Below are 17,148 nucleotides of genomic sequence, written 5' to 3' on the forward strand. Positions count from 1 at the left end.
GATTCCCGGGGCCGGGGCACTGAGGTTCCGTGTCCATCGGCTCGGTCACGCCGGTTCCGGAGCGTGCTCAGCACCGCTCAGCGCGTAGCACCCAATGCATGGCACAAAGCAGTTTGGGGGGCTCCCGGAAGAATGGTTGTCCCGGACGGGGACGTGAAGCACCTCGCCATGGTGGGGTCGGGTGCAGACTTGAGGTTAACACTACCGGATCCAACAAACATTCCCCCTCTCGAAATCCGGCGACCGTGTGTCACGGAGCAAGCGGCAGCACGCTCGCCCCCGTGGCGTCGAGGCCCAGCCGGTTGGCCGCCCAGCCCTCGCCCGCCAGTCGTGCGACCTTGTCGGCCGCGGTGTCGGCGGCGAGCGCGAGCACGGTGGGCCCGGCGCCGGAGATCACCGCGGGAATTCCGTCGGCCCGCAGCCGCTCCACCAGAGCCGCGCTCTCCGGCATGGCCGGGGCGCGGTACTCCTGGTGCAGTCGGTCCTCGGTGGCGGGCAGCAGCAGCTCGGGGCGCCTGGTCAGGGCCTCGACAAGCAGTGCGGCGCGGCCCGCGTTGGCTGCGGCGTCCACATGCGGAACGGCGCGCGGGAGCAGTCCCCGGGCGGTCTCGGTGAGGACCGGCTTCGCCGGTACGAAAACCACCGGAACGATGGAATCGGCGGGTTCCATCCTGATGGCGCGGGCCGATCCGCCCTCCATCCAGGACAGTGTGAAACCGCCGAGCAGACAGGCCGCGACGTTGTCGGGGTGGCCCTCGATCTCCGTCGCGAGCTCCAGAAGTGCCTCGTCGTCGAGCTTGCTGTCGCCGCCTATGGTCACTGCGCGTGCAGCGACGATGCCCGCGCAGATGGCGGCGGACGAGGAGCCGAGGCCCCTGCCGTGCGGGATGCGGTTGGCGCAGACGATCTCAAGGCCGCGCGGCTGTCCGCCGAGCAGATCGAAGGCGGTGCGCAGGGAGCGTACGAGCAGGTGGCTCTCGTCGCGTGGGAGTGTTTCGCTGCCCTCGCCTGCGATGTCGATGTTCAGTCCGGAGTCGGCCACCCGGACGACCACGTCGTCGTACAGCCCCAGTGACAGACCGAAGGCGTCGAAGCCCGGGCCGAGGTTGGCACTGGTGGCGGGGACGCGCACCCGGACGGCGGCGGCGCGGAACGCTGGACCGGCCATCGCTCGATGACTCTCCTTGAGCTTGAGCTGCGAGATTGTCGAAATCCTGCGAGACATACGGAAAATGCGGAAGACCCAAAGGCCGCAGGGACGGCGCGGCACCGCGGCATATGCGGCGGGCGGGTTCGGTACAGCCTATCGAAGGAAGGTTCTGTGGCGACATAGGGCGCACAGGAGGCGCACGATGCGTGTCGTAAGCCCCCCGTGCACCCCCCCTTTCTTTTAAAGCTCGGTTCGCCTCCGGGGCGCAGAAGCCTGTGTCGAGAGTCCGACCGTGCTCGACCCTCCTTCGTCGGGCGCTCCGCGCGCTCGGACTCTCGACACAGGCGCGCCCCTTCGGCTCACTCGCTGTTGGTGGGCCGGTGTTGGTGTCGGGCTACGCCAGGCCGAGACGTTCTGCGGCCGTTGCCGCGTCGACCGGGACCGTGACCGGCTGCGGTGCTCCCGCGACGGCCCAGTCCGGGTCCTTGAGGCCGTTTCCGGTCACCGTGCAGACGATGCGCTGGCCCGGGTCGACCTTGCCCTGCTCGGCGGCCTTGAGCAGACCGGCGACCGAGGCCGCGGAGGCGGGCTCGACGAAGACGCCCTCCTGAGCGGCCAACAGGCGGTAGGCGCGCAGGATCTCACGGTCCGTCACCTCGTCGATGAAGCCGCCCGACTCGTCCCGCGCGGCTAGCGCGAACTTCCACGAGGCCGGGTTGCCGATACGGATCGCGGTGGCGATCGTCGAGGGGTCCTTGACGACCTCGCCGCGCACGATGGGCGCGGAACCGGACGCCTGGAAGCCCCACATGCGCGGGGTCTGCTCGGCGATCCCGTCGGCGGCGTACTCGGTGTACCCCTTCCAGTACGCGGTGATGTTGCCCGCGTTGCCCACCGGAAGGACGTGGATGTCGGGGGCGTCGCCCAGCATGTCCACGATCTCGAAGGCGGCGGTCTTCTGCCCCTCGATACGCACCGGGTTCACCGAATTGACCAGCGCCACCGGGTAGTTGTCGGAGAGGCTGCGCGCCAGCGTGAGGCAGTCGTCGAAGTTTCCGTCGACCTGGAGGATCTTCGCGCCGTGCACGAGGGCCTGGCCCATCTTGCCGAGCGCGATCTTGCCCTGGGGGACGAGAACGGCACAGACCATTCCGGCCCGTACGGCATACGCAGCGGCGGACGCCGACGTGTTGCCCGTCGAGGCACAGATGACGGCCTTCGCACCCTCCTCCTTGGCCCGCGTGATGGCCATGGTCATGCCGCGGTCCTTGAAGGACCCGGTGGGGTTCGCACCCTCGACCTTGAGGTGGACCTCGCAGCCCGTGCGCTCGGAGAGCACCTGCGCCGGCACGAGCGGCGTACCGCCCTCGCGCAGCGTCACGACCGACGTGGAGTCGGATACCGGCAGCCGGTCCCGGTACTCCTCGATGATTCCGCGCCACTGGTGGGTCATTGCTCGTTACTCTCCTTCAACCCGCATGATGCTGGCGACACCCCGCACGGTGTCGAGGTTGCGCAACGCCTCGACGGTCCCGTTGAGGGACGCGTCGGACGCGCGGTGCGTGACGACGACGAGAGAGGCCTCGCCGCCTCCGTCCTGTCGGCCTTGCTGCCGAACGGTATCGATCGAGACACCGTGCTCGGCGAAAACGGTCGCAACCTGGGCGAGAACACCCGGTTTGTCCGCCACATCGAGGCTGATGTGATAGCGGGTCACGACCTCACCCATGGGGCTCACGGGCAGCTGGGTGTACGCCGAGTCGCCGGGCCCGGTCGCGCCGCTGAGCTTGTTGCGGCAGACCGCGACCAGGTCGCCGAGGACGGCAGAGGCGGTCGGCGCACCACCGGCGCCCGGCCCGTAGAACATGAGCTGCCCGGCGGCGTCCGACTCGACGAACACGGCGTTGTACGCGCCGCGCACGGAGGCGAGGGGGTGGCTCAGCGGAATCATGGCGGGGTGCACGCGCGCGGTGACCGATCCCCCGTCGGCGGCCCGCTCGCAGATGGCGAGCAGCTTGATGGTGCAGCCCATCCGCGTCGCCGAGGCGAAGTCGGCGGCGGTGACCTCGGTCATGCCCTCGCGGTAGACGTCGTCGAGACGCACGCGCGTGTGGAAGGCAATCCCGGCGAGGATGGCGGCCTTGGCGGCGGCGTCGAAGCCCTCGACGTCGGCGGTGGGGTCGGCCTCGGCGTATCCGAGCGCGGTGGCCTCGTCGAGGGCTTCCTGGTACCCGGCGCCGGTCGAGTCCATCTTGTCGAGGATGAAGTTCGTCGTGCCGTTGACGATGCCGAGCACGCGGTTGACCTTGTCGCCGGCGAGGGACTCGCGCAGCGGGCGGATCAGCGGGATGGCACCGGCGACGGCAGCCTCGTAATAGAGGTCCCTGCCCTGTTCCTCGGCGAGGGCGTGCAGCGCGGCACCGTCCTGGGCGAGGAGCGCCTTGTTGGCGGAGACGACGGACGCGCCGTGCTCGAAGGCGGTGGTGATGAGGGCCCGCGCGGGCTCGATGCCGCCGATGACCTCGACGACCACGTCGATGTCCCCGCGTTTGACGAGCGCGGTGGCGTCGGTCGTGACGAGGGCGGGGTCGATGCCCTCGCGCACCTTGGAGGGCCGCCGCACGGCGACACCGGCAAGCTCGACGGGAGCACCGATCCTGGCGGCGAGATCGTCGGCGTGCGTCGTCATGATGCGCGCCACCTCTGAGCCGACAACCCCACAGCCCAGCAGCGCCACCTTCAGCGGACGCGTACGCATCATCCGACCTCGTTTCCTCATACCGTCACGGTGGGACCAGTCTCACTCACCGGACGGGGGTTTCTATCCCTCGTCCGGATCGTGAGATGTCTATTTCATTTGCGCGAGGGCGGCAGACGGGAGATCTTCCGCCCCGCTCAGCATTGTGCCGTCATTCCTGTCAGCCGACGTCGAGACGCAGGAGGTCCTCCTCCGTCTCGCGGCGGACGATCACGCGCGCCTCGCCGTCCCGGACCGCTACGACCGGCGGGCGCAGGGCGTGGTTGTAGTTGCTCGCCATCGAGCGGCAGTACGCGCCGGTGGCGGGCACCGCGATGAGGTCGCCGGGCGCGAGGTCGGAGGGCAGGAAGGCGTCCTTCACGACGATGTCGCCGCTCTCGCAGTGCTTGCCGACGACGCGTACGAGCATGGGTTCGGCGTCGCTCGTACGGGAGACGAGGGCGACGCTGTACTCGGCGTCGTACAGCGCGGTGCGGATGTTGTCGGACATGCCGCCGTCGACGGAGACGTACGTACGCAGTCCTTCGAGGGGCTTGATGGTGCCGACCTCGTAGAGCGTGAAGGCGGTCGGGCCCACGATGGCGCGCCCGGGCTCGACCGAGATCCGGGGCGTCCGCAGCTTGGCGGCCTCGCACTCGCGCGTGACGATCTCGCCGAGCGCCTTGGCGATCTCGTGCGGCTCGCGCGGGTCGTCGTCGCTGGTGTAAGCGATGCCGAGGCCACCACCGAGGTCGATCTCGGGAAGCTCGACACCGTGCTCGTCACGGACGGCGGCAAGGAGAGCCACGACACGACGGGCAGCGACTTCGAACCCCGCCATGTCGAAGATCTGCGACCCGATGTGGGAGTGGATGCCGATCAGTTCGAGCCCGTCGAGGGTCAGCGCGCGCCGTACGGCCTCGGCGGCCTGTCCGTCCGCGAGCGCGATGCCGAACTTCTGGTCCTCGTGCGCGGTGGCGATGAACTCGTGCGTGTGGGCCTCGACGCCGACGGTGACGCGGATCTGCACGCGCTGCCGCGTGCCGAGCGACTGGGCGATATGGGCAACGCGCACGATCTCCTGGAAGGAGTCGAGAACGATCCGCCCGACACCGGCCTCGATGGCCTGAGTGATCTCGTCCGTCGACTTGTTGTTGCCGTGGAAGGCGATCCGGTCGGCGGGCATCCCGGCGGAGAGGGCGGTGGTGAGCTCGCCGCCGGAGCAGACGTCGAGGTTGAGCCCCTCCTCGTGCAGCCAGCGCACGATGGCGCGGGACAGGAACGCCTTCCCGGCATAGAACACGTCGGCGTCATGCCCGAAGGCGGTACGCCAGGCGCGGGCGCGTGCCCGGAAGTCGGTCTCGTCGACGAAGTAGGCGGGCGTGCCGAACTCCTCGGCGAGCGCGGCGACGCCGATCCCCCCGACGCTGACCTCACCGGTGTCCGTACGCGTGACGGTCTGGGCCCAGACCTTCGGGTCGAGGGCGTTCAGGTCGGCGGGCGGGGCGGAGTAGTGGCCTTCGGGCCAGACATCGGCGTGACGGGGCCCGGCGGGGTGTGCGGAACGGCTCATGTCTGTATGGGCTTTCTCAGAGATTCTGGAGACATCTTCTGGAGACAACTAGAGATGTTCTGGGGCGTCGATGCCGAGCAGGGACAGGCCGCCGGCCAGCACCGTCCCGGCGGCTTCGGCAAGCGCGAGCCGGGCGCGGTGGGCGGCCGAGGGTTTCTCGTCACCCAGCGGAAGCACGGTGTGCTGGACGGCGAGCATCGCGTCGGCGGTGGTGACGAGGTGCCGGGCGAGACGGTCGGGCGCGCGGTGGCGGGCCGCGGTGGCGAGGATGTGGGGGTGGGCGGCGAGGGCGTCGACGAGGAGTGTCGCGTTGCCCTGTACGTCGCCGGGGGCGCTGGTGAAGCCGAGGGCGGCGGCGTTGCGGCTGAGGGCCCGGGTGCGGGCGTGGGCGTACCGGACCCTGAAGAGCGGGTTGGTCTCCCGCTGGACGAGGTGGTCCGCGGTGATGCGGGGGTGGTCGTGCGAAGCGGGGTGCAACAGCGCCCAGCGGGCGGCGTCGCGGCCGAGCGGGGTGGGGTCCTGGCCGGCCGGTACGGGCCGGACGTTGACCTTGAGAGGCACCGGCGCGGTGGGCGTGCCGTGGGCATCGACACTGACACCGAGGACGGCCGCCCAGGTCGGGTCGGGCTCGTCCTCGCAGGACGTACGGACGAGGGCGCCCTGGGAGCGAAGGATCCGAGCGAGGGCCTGAGCGGTGACGGCGGCGCGTACTTCTCGGGGGTGGTGGAGCTGTACGAGTTCCCCGGTGGGCTCGTCGACGAACCCGTACCGCGCGCCGCACCTCAGAATCTCGGCGACAAGGGCCTGCCCCCCGCCGCCGTCGAGGGTGATGTTGAGGAAGCCGGGCCCGGTGATGTCGACGCCGGTCACGCCTTCCGCGTCCGCGAGGTGCGACCGCAGGATCCGGGCGACCTCCTGCGGCGGTCGGCCTGCGGGGCGGGCCAGCTGCAGGGCGACGTTCGTGGCGTAGTCCCCGCGGCCGCCGGGCCCCGGAGGCGCGACCTGCGCCCGCTCCGGCACCGGCGCGACCAGCTCACCCGCGTCCACCGCGCGACGCACTGCACGCAGGACGGTACGGGAGAGCTCGACGGGGGTCACGGGACAAGCGTAGGGGAGGAGGGGGGTGGGTAGGCGAACTGGTTTGGGGGAGGGTCCGGGATGTGGACGGTGGGGGCCTGGGCGGGTCGGGTGCGGGGCTCTTGCGGGGCGGTGGGCTGGCGCGGGGCGGTGGGCTGGCGCGGGCCGGTCGGCTGGCGCGGGCCGGTGGGGGTTGCTGCGCCGGGTCGCCGTTGTGGGATCGGGGACGTGGCGACATATCCGTCCTCGGTCTGGCGCGATGAAGTGGGATCGCATCGCGGGGAGCCCGGCGGGGACGCGCCAGCCGCTGCGGGCGGACACGTCGCCACGCCCCCTGCGGCGGTCGGGCGCCCGCGGGTGGGGGGTGGTGCCGGTCTCGGGCGGTCGACCCAGGCCGTCGCCTCAGCTGCGGGTGCGGCCGGCGCGCTCGGTCTCGCCGGAGCCGTAGATGCTGTCGGCGCCCTCGAAGGAGGCACTGGTGGCCGGAGCCTCCCGCCGCTCAAGCAACTGGCGTACGAGTCGCACGAGTTCGGCGGGCTCGAAGGGCTTGGCAAGGAAGGCGTCGACGCCGACGTCGAGGCCGTTCTCGACCTCGTACTGGTTGCAGGCGCTGACGATGGCGAGGGGGAGGTTACGGGTCCGAGGGTCGGCGCGGAGCCGGGCGGCCGTACGCAATCCGTCGAGCCGGGGCATGACCACGTCGAGGGTGACCACATCGGGCCGGACCTGGTGGATGACGTCCAGACACTCGACACCGTCGGCCGCGGTCACGACCTCGAGACCCTCCAGCTCGAGATTGACCCTGATCAGTTGCCGGATGACCTTGTTGTCGTCCACAACAAGCACCCGACCCGACGCGCCTGGCACAACTCGAGAGTAGGTCGGCACGTGGGGCCGCGTCCGGCTTTTCCCCACTTCCACCCCGCGCGAGCGACCCCGAACCCGCCCGTAACCCACCCGCCGCCCAAGATCGGAACGACCCCCGACACCCCCTCCCCCACCCCCAAAACCCGTTCATGACGACCCCGAAAGAGCTGGTAGGGTTCTACCCGTCGCCGCAAAAACCGCGCCCGACACGCCCCCGTAGCTCAGGGGATAGAGCAACGGCCTCCGGAGCCGTGTGCGCAGGTTCGAATCCTGCCGGGGGCACTTCGCTTCAACCAGCCAGATCATGAGGCTGACCAGCGCATGTGCCGAGTATGAAGAGCGGGAACCAGTCTCACTGGGTCCCGCTCTTTGTCGTTGGTACGCACTGATCGCGATAGGGCTGCTGAGCGATCAACTCACGCCCCGCAGCTCAGGCTGAACGCAGGTCCCCTTCCGATGGCCACTCGGGCAGAGATCCGCGCGCCGGTTCCCTGCGGTGCAGCTCACGCGCGCGAGCCACAGCACCCCCTGCCTCGGCCAGAGCCTGCGCTGGCGACCAGATGCGGAAGCCCTGGAATAGCCCAGCAATCTGATCGGATTTGTTGAGCAGCTTCCGCTCATGGGTAATGAAGGCCCGACCGCCGTACCGAATCGCTGTCGCGACGTGCATGGCATCGCGGATGTGGTTCTTCCGACAGGTGGACCTGTCCGCTCCCGGGAAGAGGGTGGAAAAGACGACTTCATCGCGAGCAACGTCCTCATCACTGCCAAGGACACAGTGGTCCAACCGCGAGTGGTCCAGGACCATGGGTCCGAACGATTCAGCGTACGACGCGCTTGCCTCAGTAAGAGCCGCCCACTTCTCCTCGGGTGCAGCGGCCAGCTCCGTATCCATAGCATCGGTCCGTCGCAGGCTGATCCAGTTCGCCTCGTGAAGCTTGCGTAGAAGAACGGATGCGGCATCCGGGGCATCGAGAATGTGCGTGTCGATGAAGAACACCAGTGAGGTGAGGTTCCAAGCAGGCAAGGACTGCATAGTCATGAGGGGGAACTCTACGACGGACGGCGGACAGTGCGCCCCCGGGCGGCGGGGACGTCCAACGACCCCACCGCCTACAGGCCGGTCTATTGGCCTTCCTTCTCCGGCCAGTTGAGTTCCTTTTCGATCTTCTTGTTCATGGCCTCCTCCTGGCCGTAGATGCACCCCTCGTAGACGCGGTGGATCACCTCGGGCGAGTTGCCGACCCGACGGGCGACTTCGGCCACGGGCACGCCGGCGTTCAGCCACGTCGTGATGCAGGTGTGCCGCAGGTCGTACGGCCGCCCTCCGAGGATGGACGCTTGAAGGTCCGGCGGGAGCGCGTACTCCCGAGCATCCCGCCAGACGCGCCAATAGGTACTGCTGCCCACGAGACCGCCCCGCTCATTCGTGAAGAGCCGCCCGTCCTTGGCCGTGCCGAACTCCTTCAGGTGGGCGCGGAGCATGGCCACGAGCGGCGGGGGGATCGGGACTGGTCGGTCTTCCTTGGCCTCTCTCGATTTCAGGCCGCGCTTGTCGTGGCGTTCTCCGCTGTCTGTCCACTGCTTGCCCGACACGGGGTGTGTGTCACGAAGGGTCAGAACGCCCCACCCCTTCTCCGGCAGGAAGCAATCAGCCTTGCTGAGGCCTACAGCCTCACTCGGGCGGAGTCCGGCGAAGTACATGACCGCGTAGAAGCCCACCAGGCGTCGGCCCTTCTTGCGGTCCCATGTCCCGACGTACGAGACGGAGGCGAGGAGTTGAGCAGCCTGCGTCTTGTTCACGAGAACGCGGGGGTCCACACGGTCCGATGAAGCACTCTTCACCCTCTTGATAGCGGTGAGCGGGTTCTCCGTCAGAAGCTTGCGCTCGATGGCGTATTCAACGGCGGTGTTGAGTGCACGCCGACGCCGACGGGAGGTCTCCCCCGCCGCGGGTGAACCATCCAGTTTGAAGGAGATCCGATACTGAACATCGCGAAGAATCTTCGGGTCTTCCAGCGAGGAGACGAGAAGCGATTTCTTGGATATCCACCCGTAGGCGTCCTCAAGTTCCTCCGGCGGGTCAAGTTCGGCGTTTTTAGGAATGACCGCCCATCGGAAAGCAAGACGCAACTCTTCCGGTGACGGGATTTTCTGTTCCTGCTCCACCAGGGCCAGCGTCACCGCGGCGAGCCCGTCGGCGATGCCCTCACGGGTCTTGGCCGCGGCGGTCGGCCAGCGCATCGCCATGTACTCGCGACAGAACACGAACCAGGGCAGTTCCTCACGGGCTTGCTCAGCACTGGCCTCGGCTCGCGCCTCGGATTCAGGCAGGCCGTCTGTGATGCGGAATGCCTCGCCACGACGCATTGCCTGCCACAGTTCAGATCTACGACTATCCGCGAGAGCCACCGTGGCGAAGGTGGCGCTACTGACCTTCCCTCCGACTTTCCAACGCAGTTGGTGAGGACGGGTCTTGCTCTGCGCCTTGGACACCTTCCACAGGCGGACATCGAGAGAGAACCCGTCCGGGGCCGAGCTGTTGTTCTGCTCGGCCCCACTTTCGGCGCCCTTCGTCACGCACTCTCCTCCAACATCTGGAGCCACCGGCTCAGTTCGGACCGCCGGATTCGCACCGCGCCGTTCGGGAGTTTGATGGACTTCGGTCCCTTCTTGTACTGCCGCCAGCGGTAGAACGTCGCTCGCGGTACGCCTATCTCTTCGATCACTTCGGGGATGGTGAGCATCTCGTCGCGGGGCTTGGCCACGACTCCTCCTCAGGCAGAGGGCAAGGGAAGGTGGTGGGACCAGCCGAGAGCCGCCACAGAAACCACGAAATACACAGAAACCCTGGATCGGTGGGCTGACCTGCTGTGATGCCGCGCAGTGCTGGATGCCACAAAAATCGCGGAAAGCTCCACAAAAATAGGCAGCCGGACCCGTGCGGCCGGTGCCCGGTTATTTCTGTGGCTTCTCGGTTCGTTTCTGTGGCAGCGCACTGCAGGCCCCTGACAGGGCCGTCTGTGCTGCTCAGGGGCTTGCCGGGGGTATTTCTGTGATTCTGTGGTTTCTGTGGCGGGGGTCAGGCGGTCGGGTTGGTCAGGCGAGGGTGGACCAGGTAGCGGGGGGAGGGCGGTCGGCCGCGTCCTCCGGGGCGCTGGACGGCTTGGGCGCGCACGTACCCGTGGTCTTCCAACAGCGCCAACACTGGATCCAAGTCGTTGGCGGTGCGGAACTCGGAGCGGGAGAGCTTGACCATCAGGTCGCGCTTGCTGACCTCGCGCCAACCGTGGGTGCGCAGGGCTTCCAGCACGGTTCGGGCCCGTTCCGCGACGCGGTCGGCGCCCATCGAGTCGAACGCGGCGAGGCTGTGGCTGATGAAGTACTCGGCCAGTGCGATCGCGGCGCGCATGGTCGCTTCCGCCACGGGCACCGTGTGCCCTTTGGTGAGGTGTTCGGCGAGGTGGAGCAGGGCGGCCATGCGTGCGGTGGCGCCGACCAGCTTTCCGCCCCAGTCGCCGATCTGCCCCATGATGCCGCCGCGGGCTTCCAGCATCGGTTCCACCCTCGCCTGAAAGGCGGTGAGGGTGGCGACTGCCTCGGGGGTGAGCTGGATGACGGCGGGGTCGGTCCACTCGGCGAGGAACAGCGTCAGGTCCAGGACGTGGCGCCGGTAGGTCTCCATCACCTGCTCGGGGATGGGATCGGGTTCAATCTTGCGGCGGCCGACCAGCGACTCGGGCACGGAGTAGAGGAATCTGCCGAGCAGGCCGCGGCCCTTGAATCCGTCCTGGCGCCCGATGTCGTCCAGTACCTGTGGCTGAACGCACAGGCCCATGGTGAGGGCGGGGTGTTCGATGTATTCCTCGCGGGTCTGCCGGTCGACCTTGAGGCGGTCTCCGGCGTGGCCTTTGAGGAATACGCCCATGTTGGGCTTGCCGGAGTAGCGGCCGGCGATGATGTCGAAGATGTCGCCCTCGGCGGACATGACGGCGATTCGGCCGCCCTGCTCGGCCATGCGTGAGGTGACGGTCTCGGCGGTGGTGTCGTCTGCGAGCAACTGTGGTTTGGCCGGCACGCTGACGCTGTCCGCGGTCTGCGCCAGCGCGATCGCGGTGGCCACCATCTCGTCACGCTCGTCGCCGTTCGCGGTGGCTGCTTTGGAGGTGGCCTTGTCGGCCGCCTCCTTGGCGAGCCGTGCGGTCATCTCGGCTTCCACGATGGCCGGTTGAGTCAGCGTGCGCAGTTGCTGTTCCGCCTCGTACAGCGGGTCGGTGAGCAGGCCGAATACGGCGGACTTCCGGTTGGCGGGCGGCAGGGAGACGACGACGTACAGGTTGGTGGGCTCGCGCCAGTGCCCGCGCACCTGCACCACCGACCGGCCGCCCGCGGCGGTGGCGAGCACCGACAGGGCGACGCAGCCGGCCAGGTCGACTGGGGTCTGTGTCTCTTCGGCGACCGCGGCCACGAACTCCCGCAGCCACCCCGGCAGCGAGCCGATGGGGAAGGCGGTGAGCTTGCGGGGTCCGGCAAGGGGAACGGGGTCCTCCCACACGGGCGCGGGTGGCTCTTCCAGGGCGGACAGTCCGGCCCACATGTCGGGGCTGTCTCCAGGGTGTGCGGTCATGAGACTGCCCTCCCTTCGAAGGGGTCCAACAGCTCCCACAGGGTGCGGTGTTGGGCATGCTGCGGGTCAGGGGTAACGGCAGTGCGGACGCCTTCAGCGATGTCCTGTCGGCTACCCACGGCCGCCCGCGATGGGCGCTGTATGGCGTTCTGACGCTCTTTGAGGGTGTTGGCGTGATTGATGGTCATGCCGCGCCGCTCTCGGCTGTCTGGAGTCCGTTGGTGACCGCGCGGTGGGCGTAGGTTTCGGGGACGCCGACGGAGACGGCCGCGGCGACGATCTGCCATCCGAGAGCGTCCAGTCCGCACGGTCCGGGGCACTGCGCGTGCTGCGCGGCGAGGAACCGGGCGACCCCGAACGCCTGCGAGGCGGCGCCCGATTCGGTGCGGGCACGCACGAGGGCGAGACCGCGGTCCAGGCCGGTGCGCACGTACGGCTCGGTGTGGCGGCATCCGGTGGCAACCGTCCGGTCCCACGTGGCGCGCCCGGGGAGGGAAGAGACCACCTCCCCGCGCGGAGGGGTGGTCTCTTCCCTCACGGCCAGCGCACGGACGGCCGACGGCAGCACGGTCATGGTGCCGGTGCCGGGTCCCAGCCAGCGGGCGTAGGCCATGCGGGACTTGATGTCCACGCCCGGCCGCACCGCGTTGGCCGACTGCATGGCCCCTTGGTAGATCCAGTGCTCCCCGCGGGTGGTCGGCACGGTCCGCGTCGCGGGCAGTACCGATCGGGCCCACGCGAGGGCGTCCGTGTTGTCGAGGTCCACGACCGTCAGGCCGATCCCGCCCGGGTGGTAGGCGACGGCCGCGGCCTGTCGCCACGCAGCGGCCCATGCGGGCGAGGTGATGACGCTCGGGTCGGTGGTTGCGGCGGCCCACGCGTGACATACCGAGGGGCAGTGGCAGGTGCCCGCGTGCTTCATGTTGGGCCGCCCACCGCAGGCGTTCTTGGCGCATGTGCGGCAGTTGCCGAACGGCAGCTTGCCGTCCCGTAGCGGAAGCGTCGGCACACCGGACGCGGCGAGGTTCAGAGCCGCGGTGAGGTGGAGGTTCCCGGCTGGATGCATGCCGTGGGGCGGCATGGTGGTGCGGTCAGGTGTCATGCTGGGGTTCTCCTGTGTTCTGTTGGAGGGACAGGGAGAACCGGGCGGGCGCGGTCTTGTGGTGAGAGGCGCCCGCCCGGGCACGTCTAGAAGGGCGGTTCGTTGCTGTAGCCGTCGGGGGCCCAGGGGTCGCGGCCGGTGCGGCGCCGTCGCAGCCACCGGGGCAGCCGCGGCAGGGGCAGCAGGGTCCAGCGGCGGTTTTCGTTCCAGCACGTGCAGGGGTCCCACTCGGTTCCGGCGTACTCGCCGTTGTGGTCGCCGTAGTCGTACTCGAACCCGCCGTCGCCCTCGCACTCCCGGCAGTTGGGCCGGGGCGTGTCGGTCAGCACCAGCGTCCGGCGCGGCCACCCACCGGTCACCTGGATACGCAGCCGGGGCAGCGCGCGGCGGCTCATGCGGACTTCCTTCCAGCGGTGGGGAGTTCGGGCAGGCCCGCGGTTTCCAGGGCCGCGGGGTCGAAGCCGGGCAGCATGGCGCGGGCGGTGAGCGCGGCGGCGAGCTGTTCGGCGTAGGCGGCGCCGGTGCGTGCCACTTCGATCTGTGTGGTGCCGCGGATGGTTTCGACGCGCTCGATGTGGGCGTGTTCCTGGCGTCGCTCGCTCACGTGCCGCTCGTACGAGACGCGTGTGCGGCGGTCCTGTCGCCAGTACCGGGCGGCGAGCCCGTAGGCGACGGCGGTCGCGAGCACCCACAGCAGCAATGGCAGCGAGATGCCGTCGGCGTAACCGGCCACCCCTGCCAACGCGAGCCCGCCGGAGGCGGCGAACGCGGTTCCGGCGATGACGGGGTCTCCGGCGCGGCCGACGCTCGCGCAGGCGCCGGCCGCCGCGGCTCCGATGGAGAGTGCGGTCATCAACACGGCGTTGCCGAGGGAGTGTTCGGCGCCGTTGGCGTTCCAGATCCGGGCCAGGATCAGCACGGTGGAGGTGGCCAGCGCGGGGGCTGCTTTGGGGGCGATGAGGGCGAGCCAGTGGCGCGCCACGATCTGCTCGTTCACGGCGGTCTCCTACAGGTCCGGGAGCGCGGTGACGAGGGCGCTCATGAGTTCGTTGACGGTGGTGGCGGCGCCGGTGGAGGCGAGGTAGAAGCCGAACATCACGGCGACGAACGCGGAGCCCGCTCCGAGGGTCTTGGAGCGCAGCAGCACGAACAGGACGAAGCCGAAGAGCAGGGCGAGGGAGATGGTCACGGCCATGGCGAATCTCGCTTTCGGGCGAGGTGGAAGGGTTGATACGTTCCGTGGGCCCCGGGGCTGGCAAGTTCGGGGCGTTGACCGGCGACCGCGCCCGCCTAGCGTCTGCGTGATGCGGGGTCCGTCTCATGACGGGCGGTCGCCGGTCGCATGCTCAGCCGGTGCCGGCGCGGTAGATACGGGCCCACCGGTTGTAGAGCCAGCGGCCCACGCGTATGCGCTTGCCGGTGGCCTTGCAGCGGCGGCAGTCCTTGCCGCGCTTGGGCCGTCCCTTGCGGTCGGTCTTGAGTGCGTGGCCCATGCCGCGGCACTTGCGGCAGTTGCCGAACGGCGAGGACGCACACACAGCGACGTAACAGAGTGTTACGCCGAGAATGAGGGTGATAGCGAGCAGGGCAGGGGTCATGGCGGGCCCTCCGGGCGGGTTTCCAGGGTTTCCGCAGGTGGGCCGCTATCCGCTAGCGGCCTGATCACAGCAGGTTTGGGGCGCTAGCGGGGGCGCTAACGTTAGCGGGGTGTGCCGCTAGCGTTAGCGACCCCGGAGGATCAGCCCGCGTCCCGCTTTCCGTCACGCTCCGCAATCGCGGCCGTGATGTGGGCACGCTCGATGCCGCGCCGGTTGACGACCTTGCCGTCCACGCGGCGGCCGACCTGGATGGTGGCGATGCCGTGCGGCTTGAGCGCCGCGGCGAGCGCGTCGGGGTCCCATCCCTCGTAGACGTCCGGGCGCAGTTCGGCGAGCCGGGACACGACCGTCTCGGACCACACCTTGAGTTCCTTGGCCGGGACGACGGCGAGGATGTCGGCGAGCAGGTCGTAGCCGGTGCTGACGCTGGTCTCCGGCTCCTGCCCGAGGGCGTATCCGGCGAGCGTGCCCGCCTTCTCGCGGACCGCGCGGGCCCGCAGCGCGATGCGTTCCGCTTCGACCGCGTCGACGAACACGGACCGCACGATGCGGGCGTCCGCTCCCTCGCCGACGAAGTAGCAGATGCCCTTGTCGGCCCAGCTGAACATGGTGGCCCGCACACCCCGCTTGTACGAGGACGTACCGAGGACCATGTCGTTCTCCAGCTGGCCCATGACCTTCAGGCACCACCGCGCGGACGCGTTCGCGCTGATCCCGGTGGGCAGCGACTTGGCGTCCGGGCGCTGCGTGGCAAGCAGGAGCACGATCCCGGTGGCCGGGCCGCGCTTGACCAGGTCGGTGCAGATCTCCTCGAACTCCCCGCCGTACTTGGGGTGTTCGAACCACTTCTGGCACTCGTCCACCCCGATCACGATCGGGTGCAGACCCAAGCTGGGCTTGTCGGCCAGCTCACTGGTGACCTTCGACTCCGGGCAGATGTCCCGCGGCAGTGAGCGGATCACCTTGGCGCGGCGGCGCAGCTCGCCACGCACCTCGCGCATGTCGGCCAGCGCGTACTCGAAGTCCTCTTCGTCCTCGCCGGCACGGTGCCGGTAGGCGACCGCGTCGCCGACCGGGTCAAGGTCGCCGGTGCCCTTCATGTCGTAGGTGTGCAGCTCCGCCCGCGGGTCCAACGCTGCGATGAGCATCAGCAGCCTGAGCAGGAAGGTCTTGCCCATGCGCGGGATCGCGCCGATGACGCCCGCGATGTACATCAGGGTGATGTTGACCCAGCGTCCGCGCTGGTCGGTGGCGAACGCGGCAGGCTTGAACAGATCCACCGTGCCCGCCTTGGCCAGCGGCCACGCAGGTGCCTTGGTCTTGGACATGTCCTGATCGCCGACCCACAGCACGAGACGCCCGGTGTGCTCATCCGGGACCGCTTCGGGCCACACGCAGCCGAGCGGGCGGCGCAGGCCCGAGGCGAGGCGCTCGCGGCGGTCCATCACGTCCGTGACCGTCACCCCGTACGGGAGGTCACCCTCCGCACGCCAGCCGGGACCGTCCCGGGTGATGGGCGCGGTGAACGCGAACCCGTCCCGACCCTTGCCCTGCGCCTGATTGATCGCGGGAATGCCGAGCGCACCCAGGGCCCGCAGCACGATGTCACTGGTGAGCTTGACCGCGGTGGGCAGCTCCACAGCCTTGTGGATGACCGGAGTATCAGCCTTACGTCCGGCGCCCCCGAGCGCCAGCGTGACCGCACCGACCGACACGGCCTGAAGCCAGTCCGGAGCGAGCACGTAGATAGCCAGCGCGGAGCCGAGCCCGATGAACATCGCCAGCACGGCCACCAGGGTGCGCAGCCGGACCCGACCGTCCCGCTGCCGGGACAGCTTCAGGTACTCGGCTGCGTCCTCGCGCCGGACGGCGGCGAGGCGGACCGGCTCACCCTCGCGGTCGGCCACCCACCGCATCGTGGCGCCCACGAACTTCGCGGCACCGGACGGCGCCTGGAAGGTGAGGCGGGCGGCGTAGACCGGGGAGCGCAGTGCGTGATAGCCGACCGAGTGGGCGTAGTGGCGGGCCACCCACGCCGACGCGGTCCGCAGTTCCGCGAGGGACTTGAGCCAGATGGGAACGACCGACCGGCGGCGGGCGCCTTGCAGGCGACCGAGGTAGCCCGGACCGGCCGCCTTCGCGGTCGGCTGGTCGACCATCACGGGGGCGGTCGGGTCGGCCGACTCGACCGCCGACCGGTCCGGCGCGGAGTCGGCCGACGGGTTGGTGTCGGGTCGGGCGGTCGGGTCGGGCGACTCGCTGCGGGCGGATCGGGCCTTGTCGAGGTCGACCACCTCGCCCCCGGACGGGGCGGTCGGGTCGGCCATCTCGGCTTCCAGCCGGTTGAACAGTTCGTTGTCGTCATCGGGGTGATTCACTGACAGTTCCTTCCACTTCAGGGTGTGAGGGAGAGCGGG

The 17,148-nt window shown here is 69.3% G+C and carries 16 protein-coding genes and 1 tRNA gene; 1 reads left to right on the forward strand and 16 read right to left on the reverse strand.

Translation table 11 applies throughout. From position 1 onward, the window contains the following. Window positions 1-250: 250 nt before the first annotated feature. The 6 genes from thrB to ACIBEI_RS35875 all read right to left on the reverse strand — a co-directional run bounded on the left by thrB (window position 251) and on the right by ACIBEI_RS35875 (window position 7,458). Complete coding sequence (thrB, locus tag ACIBEI_RS35850; protein WP_269654583.1) at window positions 251-1,168, reverse strand: homoserine kinase; 918 nt, start codon at window positions 1,166-1,168, stop codon at window positions 251-253. 376 nt (window positions 1,169-1,544) lie between these two features. After that, window positions 1,545-2,603 (reverse strand): threonine synthase, encoded by a 1,059-nt coding sequence (gene thrC / locus ACIBEI_RS35855; RefSeq protein ID WP_398894589.1) that lies wholly within the window; start codon window positions 2,601-2,603, stop codon window positions 1,545-1,547. A 6-nt stretch (window positions 2,604-2,609) separates the two neighbouring features. Further along, window positions 2,610-3,908, reverse strand: a complete 1,299-nt coding sequence (locus ACIBEI_RS35860; RefSeq protein WP_189838454.1) for a homoserine dehydrogenase — start codon at window positions 3,906-3,908, stop codon at window positions 2,610-2,612. Between the two features lie 160 nt (window positions 3,909-4,068). After that, on the reverse strand, window positions 4,069-5,460 hold the full coding sequence (gene lysA / locus ACIBEI_RS35865) for a diaminopimelate decarboxylase (RefSeq protein WP_398894591.1): 1,392 nt from the start codon (window positions 5,458-5,460) through the stop codon (window positions 4,069-4,071). 48 nt (window positions 5,461-5,508) lie between these two features. Continuing rightward, on the reverse strand, window positions 5,509-6,558 hold the full coding sequence (nrtL, locus tag ACIBEI_RS35870; RefSeq protein WP_398894593.1) for an ArgS-related anticodon-binding protein NrtL: 1,050 nt from the start codon (window positions 6,556-6,558) through the stop codon (window positions 5,509-5,511). 381 nt (window positions 6,559-6,939) lie between these two features. Next, window positions 6,940-7,458: a response regulator gene (locus ACIBEI_RS35875; RefSeq protein WP_398894594.1), complete on the reverse strand. Its 519-nt coding sequence runs from the start codon at window positions 7,456-7,458 to the stop codon at window positions 6,940-6,942. Between the two features lie 156 nt (window positions 7,459-7,614). On the opposite strand from ACIBEI_RS35875, the gene ACIBEI_RS35880 reads away from it, so the two are divergent. Further along, window positions 7,615-7,686: transfer RNA gene (locus ACIBEI_RS35880), tRNA-Arg, on the forward strand. A gap of 148 nt (window positions 7,687-7,834) precedes the next feature. On the opposite strand, the gene ACIBEI_RS35885 is transcribed toward ACIBEI_RS35880, so the two are convergent. The 10 genes from ACIBEI_RS35885 to ACIBEI_RS35930 form a co-directional block, all read right to left on the reverse strand. Continuing rightward, complete coding sequence (locus ACIBEI_RS35885; protein WP_398894596.1) at window positions 7,835-8,446, reverse strand: hypothetical protein; 612 nt, start codon at window positions 8,444-8,446, stop codon at window positions 7,835-7,837. An 83-nt stretch (window positions 8,447-8,529) separates the two neighbouring features. Continuing rightward, a complete protein-coding gene (locus ACIBEI_RS35890) occupies window positions 8,530-9,984 on the reverse strand; it encodes a tyrosine-type recombinase/integrase (protein WP_398894598.1) in 1,455 nt (484 codons plus the stop codon). Beyond that, a complete protein-coding gene (locus tag ACIBEI_RS35895; RefSeq protein WP_398894600.1) occupies window positions 9,981-10,172 on the reverse strand; it encodes a helix-turn-helix transcriptional regulator in 192 nt (63 codons plus the stop codon). Before ACIBEI_RS35895 ends, ACIBEI_RS35890 begins: the two co-directional genes overlap by 4 nt. Window positions 10,173-10,486: 314 nt before the next feature. Next, window positions 10,487-12,031 carry a YfjI family protein gene (locus ACIBEI_RS35900; RefSeq protein WP_398894602.1) on the reverse strand — a complete coding sequence of 515 codons (1,545 nt, stop codon included), beginning with the start codon at window positions 12,029-12,031 and terminating at the stop codon, window positions 10,487-10,489. Window positions 12,032-12,215: 184 nt separating this feature from the next. Next, window positions 12,216-13,133, reverse strand: coding sequence for a DNA primase (locus tag ACIBEI_RS35905; RefSeq protein WP_398894604.1), 918 nt, complete (start codon window positions 13,131-13,133; stop codon window positions 12,216-12,218). Between the two features lie 86 nt (window positions 13,134-13,219). Continuing rightward, window positions 13,220-13,528: a hypothetical protein gene (locus tag ACIBEI_RS35910; RefSeq protein ID WP_398894606.1), complete on the reverse strand. Its 309-nt coding sequence runs from the start codon at window positions 13,526-13,528 to the stop codon at window positions 13,220-13,222. Then, the gene (locus ACIBEI_RS35915; RefSeq protein WP_398894608.1) at window positions 13,525-14,130 is read right to left on the reverse strand and encodes a hypothetical protein; all 606 of its coding nucleotides are present in this window, start codon (window positions 14,128-14,130) and stop codon (window positions 13,525-13,527) included. The genes ACIBEI_RS35910 and ACIBEI_RS35915 overlap by 4 nt, the downstream gene beginning before the upstream one ends. Before the next feature lie 9 nt (window positions 14,131-14,139). Then, the gene (locus ACIBEI_RS35920) at window positions 14,140-14,328 is read right to left on the reverse strand and encodes a hypothetical protein (protein WP_398894610.1); all 189 of its coding nucleotides are present in this window, start codon (window positions 14,326-14,328) and stop codon (window positions 14,140-14,142) included. A 151-nt stretch (window positions 14,329-14,479) separates the two neighbouring features. Further along, entirely contained in the window at window positions 14,480-14,731 is a 252-nt protein-coding gene (locus tag ACIBEI_RS35925) for a hypothetical protein (RefSeq protein ID WP_398894612.1), read from the reverse strand. Between the two features lie 140 nt (window positions 14,732-14,871). Next, entirely contained in the window at window positions 14,872-17,109 is a 2,238-nt protein-coding gene (locus tag ACIBEI_RS35930) for a cell division protein FtsK (protein ID WP_398894613.1), read from the reverse strand. Window positions 17,110-17,148 lie beyond the last annotated feature (39 nt).

The sequence above is a fragment of the Streptomyces sp. NPDC050988 genome (assembly GCF_044456225.1).
Lineage (GTDB): Bacteria > Actinomycetota > Actinomycetes > Streptomycetales > Streptomycetaceae > Streptomyces.